Origin of the sequence: Candidatus Enterococcus leclercqii, from assembly GCF_009933135.1 — a bacterium.
GTDB classification, from domain to species: Bacteria; Bacillota; Bacilli; order Lactobacillales; family Enterococcaceae; genus Enterococcus_C; species Enterococcus_C leclercqii.
Map to the genome: position 1 here is coordinate 691,084 of NZ_MAEH01000014.1, position 8,451 is coordinate 699,534.

General features: G+C 41.8%; 7 protein-coding genes. 1 reads left to right on the forward strand and 6 read right to left on the reverse strand.

The genetic code is table 11. The annotated features are described in order from the left end of the window. Positions 1–319: 319 nt before the first annotated feature. Together ahpF and ahpC are read right to left on the reverse strand one after the other, a co-directional pair. Positions 320–1,876, reverse strand: a complete 1,557-nt coding sequence (ahpF, locus tag BAU14_RS09565; RefSeq protein ID WP_161899859.1) for an alkyl hydroperoxide reductase subunit F — start codon at positions 1,874–1,876, stop codon at positions 320–322. Positions 1,877–2,042: 166 nt separating this feature from the next. Beyond that, on the reverse strand, positions 2,043–2,606 hold the full coding sequence (gene ahpC, locus BAU14_RS09570) for an alkyl hydroperoxide reductase subunit C (protein ID WP_161899860.1): 564 nt from the start codon (positions 2,604–2,606) through the stop codon (positions 2,043–2,045). A 287-nt stretch (positions 2,607–2,893) separates the two neighbouring features. Between ahpC and BAU14_RS09575 the strand changes: the two genes are divergently transcribed. Continuing rightward, positions 2,894–3,169: a hypothetical protein gene (locus tag BAU14_RS09575; RefSeq protein WP_161899861.1), complete on the forward strand. Its 276-nt coding sequence runs from the start codon at positions 2,894–2,896 to the stop codon at positions 3,167–3,169. A gap of 306 nt (positions 3,170–3,475) precedes the next feature. Here BAU14_RS09575 and BAU14_RS09580 read toward each other — a convergent pair whose 3' ends face one another. The 4 genes from BAU14_RS09580 to BAU14_RS09595 form a co-directional block, all read right to left on the reverse strand. Then, positions 3,476–4,201 carry a thermonuclease family protein gene (locus BAU14_RS09580; protein ID WP_161899862.1) on the reverse strand — a complete coding sequence of 242 codons (726 nt, stop codon included), beginning with the start codon at positions 4,199–4,201 and terminating at the stop codon, positions 3,476–3,478. Positions 4,202–4,268: 67 nt separating this feature from the next. Continuing rightward, entirely contained in the window at positions 4,269–6,065 is a 1,797-nt protein-coding gene (locus BAU14_RS09585) for a DNA-binding protein (protein WP_161899863.1), read from the reverse strand. A 173-nt stretch (positions 6,066–6,238) separates the two neighbouring features. Then, positions 6,239–7,381, reverse strand: coding sequence for a hypothetical protein (locus tag BAU14_RS09590; protein ID WP_237580438.1), 1,143 nt, complete (start codon positions 7,379–7,381; stop codon positions 6,239–6,241). Further along, complete coding sequence (locus BAU14_RS09595; protein ID WP_161899864.1) at positions 7,374–8,264, reverse strand: viral A-type inclusion protein; 891 nt, start codon at positions 8,262–8,264, stop codon at positions 7,374–7,376. The genes BAU14_RS09590 and BAU14_RS09595 overlap by 8 nt, the downstream gene beginning before the upstream one ends. Positions 8,265–8,451 lie beyond the last annotated feature (187 nt).

The following is an 8,451-nucleotide window of genomic DNA, read 5'->3' on the forward strand; positions in this document are numbered from 1 at the left end:
AGCACTCCAAATATGTTCTTCTCACCCCTTGAAGAACGCGATCCTTGAAGCCTTACACTCAACCGTTTTTTTCTATTCAAATAATTGTTCGTAAAATAATGATAACAAAAGAAAATCAAAAATGCCAGAACTTCCGGATTTTTTTGCCGAAAACTCTTTTTCAGTAATACCTCACAGAAAGCAACTATAAAAAACACCATTCCGCAAGCTCTTCACTGGCGAAATGGTGTATCAATTCTGACAATGCCAAAAACACTGCCGACACTCAGTACAATCTTAATTTTCTTTCTTGCGCTTCAAAGACAGCAGAAACTTAGCCTTAAACTGTTTCTTTTTTCTGACTACCGGAACCGGAGCGAATCAACTGATCAAACGCCCCTAGCGCAGCTGTGGCGCCAGAGCCCATCGAGATGATAATCTGCTTGTAGGCACTGTCAGTACAATCCCCAGCTGCAAAAACACCCTCTAACGAAGTGGCTCCCTGTTTGTCAGTCACAATTTCGCCCCGGGAGTTCATTTCAATTGTATCAGAGAGCCATTCTGTGTTTGGCATCAACCCAATCAAAATGAAAACTCCTTCAACTGCCAATGTCGTGTTCGTCTGAGTCAGACGATCCTGGTAGGTGATGGCTTCAACAGTTTCATTTCCGGTAATCTCTTGCGTTGCGGCATTTGTGATCACTGTTACATTCTCCAGTTCATACAAACGATCTTGCAACACTTGGTCTGCTTTTAATTCCGGCAAAAATTCCAGCACATAGACATGAGCGGCTAAACCTGCCAAATCAAGCGCTGCCTCAATTCCAGAATTACCACCGCCAATTACGGCAATGTTTTTGCCAGCAAACAGCGGACCGTCACAATGAGGGCAATAGGCGATTCCTTTATTTTTGAACTCTTTTTCTCCTGGCACATTGATACTACGCCAGTGGGCTCCGGTGGCAAGAATCGCAGTTCGGCTTTGCAATACGGCGCCATTTTCCAATGTCACCTCTACCATTTCACCTTTATTCACTGCGGCTGCTCGCTGACCTTTCATAATATCGACAGGATACTTCAACACATGCTCTTCTACTTGGCGCATCAATTGTGGTCCTTCGGTGTAGGGGGTTCCGATAACATTTTCAATCCCCAGTGTCTCCAAGACCTGACCGCCGAATGTGTCCACTACCATGCCGGTTCGAATCCCTTTTCGCGCAGCATAGATTGCCGCACTGGCACCTGCAGGACCCCCCCCGACTACTAAGACATCGTAAGGCTCCTTATCCGCAAATGAATCAGCGGCTTGGGGACCAGCAGCTTTTTCCAAAAGCTCCTCGATTGTCGCCCGCCCACTTGAAAATTCTTCTCCGTTCAAAAAGACCGTTGGTACAGCCATGATTTTGCCTGCAGTCACTTCCTCTTGAAAAGCGCCGCCTTCGATCATTGTATGACTGATAGCAGGATTCAAAACAGCCATGATATTCAAGGCTTGAACCACATCCGGACAATTGTGACAAGTCAGGCTGACAAAGGTTTCAAAATGCAGCGGGCCGTTGATTTTTTGAATCCGATGAACAATCTCCTCAGAAACTTTTGGCGGGCGACCACCAACTTGCAATAAAGCCAGGATAAATGACGTAAATTCATGCCCCATCGGTAACCCGGCAAAAACGACGCCACTTTTTTCTTGCAGCGAATTGATCTCGAAGCTAGGTGTTCGTTGCAGCTGTTCTTCAGTAACTGTGATTTTTGGAGACATGGCCGCAACGGTGGTTAAAAACTCTCTGACTTTCAGTGAATTTTCATCTTCCCCCAAACTAGCATTAAAGACGACAGGATTCTCCAACAGCTCCAAATATTGAGCCAATTGGGCCTTTGTTTCATTATCAAACATGTTTTTTCCCCCTGTAGAAAATTTTAATGACCGCTGCTTTAAAAAAGCTGCAAGTCATTTCACAAGATAGGCTTTGGTGCAGGCTAAGCCTTAGTACAAACAAAACCCTTCTTGTCAAAAAAGGACCGTCTCCTAAGGCGGCTGACGGTCCAGTAATACTGCTTGCTCAGATTTTGCCAACCAGATCAAAGCTTGGTTTCAATGTTTCGCCGCTTTCTTTCCATTTAGCTGGGCAAACTTCACCAGGATGGCTCCGCACATATTGGCCAGCGCGGATTTTGTCTACCAAAACGCTGGCATCACGACCAATCCCGTCTGCATTGATTTCAACAGTTTGTACAATACCATCTGGATCGATGATAAATGTTCCCCGTTGTGCCAAACCAGCTTCTTCATCCAGTACATCAAAAATTCGAGCAATCTGATGAGATGGATCGCCAATCATATAGTACTTGATTTTGCCAATTGCTTCAGAGGTTTCGTGCCAAGCTTTATGGGTAAAATGAGTGTCCGTAGAGCAAGAATAAACTTCAACTCCCAGTTGTTGCAACGTTTCATACTGTTCTTGCAGATCTTCTAGTTCTGTGGGACAGACAAACGTGAAATCCGCTGGGTAAAAACATAACACACTCCACTTTCCAGTGAAATTTTCGTTGCTCACTTCGACAAACTCATTGTTATGATAAGCTTGTGTTTTGAACTCCTCAACTTGTTTTCCAATCAATGACATAACTTCCTACCTCCATAATAATAAATTAGTCTACTTTCTAATTGAAAATAGAAAAGAAAAAACTATTGATAAATCAGCAATTAGCTAGATACCAATTTAGAATCATTGTATTGTAAAACGAAATCAAATGAAAGTGTTATGCTTATGTTTTTCTTAATTTTTTTGAAGGATGGTATTTTTCGAATCAAACCAGGCCGTTTTTTTCAACTTATTCGTTATTATAAAACTTTTTTTGCACTACTTTTTTTCATAAGTGGTAAAATGAATCATGAAAAGAGGCGATAGAGATGGCTCTCACATTAAAACAAGCTGAAGACTATCTCACAAGTAAAATTTCCGGGATCACAGTGATGGACGTTAGTGTTGAATACCCCGACCGTAAAGAAGTTCTTTACGTGGAAGGAGAAAAAGATTATTTCATCTTTTTGAACACCGACAATACCTATGAGTTCACCGATGGACAAAAAGATCAAAAGTTGCGAAATGATCAAGATCCTGAAAATCTACTGAGTGAGGAAGCATTTTTAGAACAAGTCACCAGAATTATTCTCAGCGAAGAATAAGCAGAAAAAAGGGGCGACGATAGTCTAGTTAACCTCTTGCACGATGAAAAGAAACAGGCTGTGACAGTAGTTGCGTCACCGTCCGTGAGGCGCCAAAAGCCGACGATCTTCCATGTAAATCATTGGAAGATCGTCGGCTTTTCATTGCTAAAAACTTCAAAGGCTGACTAACCTTGATTTCATCAAGGAAATCTGAGTCATTCACTTTTTCTCTTATTACATACGGTAATCTTCGCCGTTTACGGCTTAAAAATGATTGATATCACAACATTTTTTATTCCAGCGTTTTTTTGTTCAGCCCCAGCTTCATTGGTCTTCGTATTCGAAATAGTAATAGCGCTTGGTTTGTTTTACATAGCCGGTACTGTCCCAAACGCCAGCCTTTTGTTTCATTGCCTTTTCCTGAAAAGGAGCCAGTTCTTTTTGGTAGGTGTCTCCGCCAGCGTTCAGATAGCGCAGGATACCGTATCCATTTTCCAACAACAACTCCTGTAGTGAGCGGCCTCCTACAAAGACATAAGCTAAATAGCGATCATAGCGATCTTTTACTTCGCCACTATCAAAAGCAATGCTGATATTTCCTTGCTGCAACTGTTTTTTGGTAAATGAGGAGGCTTCTTTGCCATAGGGAGCAGGCGCCATCCCCTGCTTGACGCTTTCCGGTGTGTCCACCATTAACAATCGCAGTCGGTATTCTTTTTTTCCTATATAGAAAACAAAGGTATCGCCATCTACCCCTCGAATATCAGAGAGAGCTATTTTTTGAAAACGTGGTGGATCTGATAAATCTACATCCTCAACCTTTAAGTCAGGACTTGCCGCTTTTAATGATGAAAAAGAAGTCCGGCCCTTTTCCGATATTGAAGGTGTTGCTGAATTTTTTGACGCCTCTTTTACTTGTGAAGTCTGGACTTGTGAATTTGCTTGATTTTGCGTGTCTTGCGGAGCTTCCTTATTTTCGGAAAAAATGACCTGCAGACCAAGTAACACCAATACGACTAAACTGCCGAGAATTCCCTTTTTATTTTTCATTTCACAACGCTCTTTTCATATTCTAAGCTAGCAAGACGACGTGAAGAACACGACGCCCCGCCGATTACTACTCCTTGCCCAGTCCGGCGACTGACAAATCTTGGATACTAGCCGCAGTCTGATCCGCAGTGAGATTGGCTTTAAAGGTCACCTTATCGCCTTCTTTGATAAATACTGCATAGGGACTATTGTTGGAGTTGACACTGTATACGGTCTGTTCATTTTCTAAAAGGAAAGAAACAACGGTGTTGCCCCCACTAGTTAAGATGACTACCCGCTGAACGATGCCGCTTTTCTCTGCCAGTAAATCCGCTTCCGTGCTGCTATTGTTGCTACCTTTTGTGGATAGCTCAATGCGATACGCATCCAGGGCATTCTGAGCATTTTCTGCATCCACGACGATATCATTATCTACCGCATTGATATACACGTACTTTTTAAAAATACCTTTTGTATCCATCAAAGAAACAATCCAAGTCGGAACACCATCAATGTTATAAAGTACCGGCATTTCGGCATCCCATTTTTTCTCAGGATAAATCTTTGCTGCAATGGAAATTGCACCATCGCTATCCATGATCCCAACTTCTGGATCGCGATAATAGGTTAACTGGCCGCTACGAGCATCAATCAAGGAATATCCCAAGGCTGAATCCTGATCATCATCACCGCTGGTAAAATCGGTGAAATAATTCAGCTGCCCTTCTTTACTCAACATCGGAGTAATCTGACCGGAAGCATAAATACCATTATTGGTAGGTACCTTAACATCCTTTTTAGCCCCAAAGATAAACTGGTTCCACCAGCCTTGACCATAACGCCCGAAAAATTCATTCATACTGTTGGCCGCCGCTGAAGTAATCGGTGCATCCACAAAACTTGGTGCTTTCTCACTATCATACAGCTTGACTTCACCAGTTTGCGCATTCAGCACTGCCGTTTTGAAATCATCATAGTGCATCAAACCTGTGACACCGTATTCTTTGTATAAAGTCTGGACGTAAAAAGGGATTCCTTCTTCATCAATTTCAAGATTGATTTTTCCATAGGCAGCAAACCCGGGAAAGGCCGCATAAATTTTCCGGCCGGCATCTTCACCAAAAAAGGCTGACGGGGTATATTTCAGCGGTTCTTTGACAAATTCTGGCTGTGCATTGATATCTGTTGCACTGATTTTAAAGTATCCGGGAATCTCCCCCAGCTTCAGCCATTTGAAAAAGCCATTGTACTCCACTGTTGCGACATAAACGTACTCACCTTTGATGGTTTGAGCTGTGATCCCATCTAAAGTAAACATATTAGAGTTAGGTATCACGGAGAATTTTTGGAGCATTTTTCGTTTTGCCATATCAGGCGCAATGGCAATCGGTGTTTCCTTTGTCGAGCTCAGTACTTCAGCCTTGATTTCAGTTTTAGCGGGAATCGACGAATAAACTTCGTCAATGGAAGTAATTGCTGTGATTTTAGAGACCACAAACAAGAGCACCATTAAAGCCGCAATCACTGCAAATAATTTCCCCAGCTTTCCCGCATGGAACTGTCCCTCAAACGTGACATCGGCTCGTTTAACGCCCGGCTTCAGAAAGTTTTTTCGCAGCGTTTTTCCGGCTTTTGCAACACTCAAACAAAGGGCAGCTAAAAGGACTGCCGCCAGCGCTCCCCACAGGTTATACCACAACAAGGAGCTTAAATTTTTACTAGGTAAGGCGACATATAAGAAGCCCGCCATCACAGCCAGCTCCCCAATCGTCAAGGTGAGTATTCCTTTCCAATGGGCACCTTTTTGCAGCACCATCGCCACAAGGTTAACCGCTAAGATACCAATCCCGAACAATAGCGTCAATACAACAAAATCAATAATCATTCCCAACACTCTTTCTTTTTTCTGACATTTCCTTTATTATGCCAGAAAAAAGCTGAAAATACTTCATACTTTGAAGGTATTTTCTGAAAGATATCGTTTAGTTTACAAAAATAGCGACCCCAAAAGGACTTCAGCTTTCGAAGTCCTTTCCGCAGTCGCAAAAAATGATTTGATTATCCTTGACGAACCATTAACGGTACTAAGAAAGAATAACTGGTAAAAAAGTCTAAAAGGGAACGTCGGCGATTGTTAGAATCGATAAAAAGACTGGTGTGGTCTGCTTCCCCAACTCCAATAGTCAGGCTCTGTTCCTGGTCTAACAGTACTCGATACCGTTGTTCGGTTTGCTTATCAAAATCATACATTGGGTTTTCCATCGCAGTAATAAAGATGTCATCGAGAACAGCTTGCTTCAATGGAAACTCACTTTCCAAATGAACCTGTAGCGGTCGAGCATTGTCCAAAAGACTCGGTTCGACGTTAAAGCCCAACGTTCTGAAATGAGCCAACAGTTGATTGAGATCATAATTAATCAAAGACAGCTGGTTTAAAGAGAAGACTCGCTCAACGTGCCACAGTCGAATCAGTTCCAAAACTTGCTCATCTTCAACTGTAATCGCCATTGCTTCCGGTTGCACTGTCATAAAATTCATGAAATCAGTCGTAAAACGTGAATCAATAGGTTTCATTTTAAAACTCAATGCCAAATTTTCATTTTCATCTAGTCCATATCTGATACCGAAATGCTTGGTTTCCCAATAGCCGTAGCTGTCTCCTTGTCGCAGATCAATTGAATGCAACGGCTTCAATAGTTCATAACTGAAGTACTCCAATAGTGTTTTCTTGGCAATCACAGAAATTTCGACTTGAGGCAAGATTAGGCGGCGATATTCTTCCAATAATTGAGAAAAATCGGCTTCCATCAATGATTTACGCAATTTTAGGTCAGCCAGCTCTTGCTCTGCACTTCCAATTAATCGCTGAATTTCAGCATGATCCGCTTGTTTATTTTGTGAATATAGTTCTGCTTCTGTGGAACGAGGAATTTCAGTCGTGATTTTTTCATTTTCCAGCGTCCCGGGTTGCGTAGCTGAGTCATTGAAAGTTTCACTAGAATCCGTGGTTTCCTCAGCTACCTTCTTTCCAGCACCCTCAGTATCCGTTTGATTTATTTCCTCTTTTTCAAGGTTGGAGTAATCCGTTGCTATTTTCTTCGTTTTCGTTTCTAAGTCACCAATCTGGTGATTTTCCGTTTGGTTTGACAGCTGTGCTTCCTCATTCCCTGTTTGGATATCATTCTTCGCTCGATCAGTCAATTTCAGCTACCCCCTCTTGCGGTTCCAAATACTCAGCCAAAAAATGCTGCAGCTGCAGTGTCATCTCAGAAAGTCCGCCATAATACTTATCTAATAACCGCCTTTCCTTTTCAACAATCGCTCTTTTCAAGCGCAGTTCTTTGATGTGCGCTTCGATTTGGCGACGATTTGTTGCAGTTAGTTGGCGATCTTCAACGAAGGGAACCCACGTCTCACGAGACTTTTCCAAATCTTGTCGGCGACGCAGCAGCGGCTCTAATTCTTCATCAACTTTTCCGCGGTTGAAAAAGCCTTTTGTATTTTCAATTGCTGCTTCCTGATTTTTTAATTCCCGTAATTCATCGTCGATTTTTGCAATTTCGGATTTTGCAGCAATTGCTTTTGCTTCAAGCTGATTAATTTGTTCTTCTGCTCCAACAATTTCTTCATTGGGTAGTGTTCCATCAGCCTTTTTCATATATTGCTGCCATTCTTGATCAATTTTCGGAATCACAAAGATTTCCGGGATAGAAGAATCAATCCCAATTACAGGACGTTCGTGATAGTATTCACTTAACTGGTAATAATTCAAGGTTTCCGAAATTTTTTCTGTATGGACCATGAAGGGAAATTGCTCCATAAAACTGTCATGCAGCTTTTGTGCTAATAACCGATCAATCTCATGATTTTGATTTGAGGTCCGATCCAGTTCTTCATGCAAACGGCCATTGTATATACGATAGATTTCGGGAATCTTTTCAAATTTAATCGCAATTTCAAAGGCCCGCAAGTCTTGGAGCATCTGACCGATATTTTCTGATGCTTGTTTTTTTATTTCTTCAAAAGAGTTTGTTTCTGAAGAAGCAACGCTATGTCCTTTAGCTTCTTTATATTCATCCGCCATCTTTCATCCTCCTCATGCTATCACTCTCATATTTTATCATTAGTTATTAAAAAAAGGCTATTATAAGCAATTCAAGAAAAGCAGATTAACTAATAAACATAATATTGTAGAACCTTTATAAACCTATTTTTTTAAATTGAACAACAAAAAAACCGCTACGAGAATACGTAACGGTTCAACTTGCGTG

Coding starts and splice junctions, on each gene's coding strand:
- BAU14_RS09580 (WP_161899862.1), bottom strand. CDS start 4,201: ATGAAAAATAAAAAGGGAATTCTCGGCAGTTTAGTCGTATTGGTGTTA.
- BAU14_RS09595 (WP_161899864.1), bottom strand. CDS start 8,264: ATGGCGGATGAATATAAAGAAGCTAAAGGACATAGCGTTGCTTCTTCA.
- ahpF (WP_161899859.1), bottom strand. CDS start 1,876: ATGTTTGATAATGAAACAAAGGCCCAATTGGCTCAATATTTGGAGCTG.
- ahpC (WP_161899860.1), bottom strand. CDS start 2,606: ATGTCATTGATTGGAAAACAAGTTGAGGAGTTCAAAACACAAGCTTAT.
- BAU14_RS09585 (WP_161899863.1), bottom strand. CDS start 6,065: ATGATTATTGATTTTGTTGTATTGACGCTATTGTTCGGGATTGGTATC.
- BAU14_RS09575 (WP_161899861.1), top strand. CDS start 2,894: ATGGCTCTCACATTAAAACAAGCTGAAGACTATCTCACAAGTAAAATT.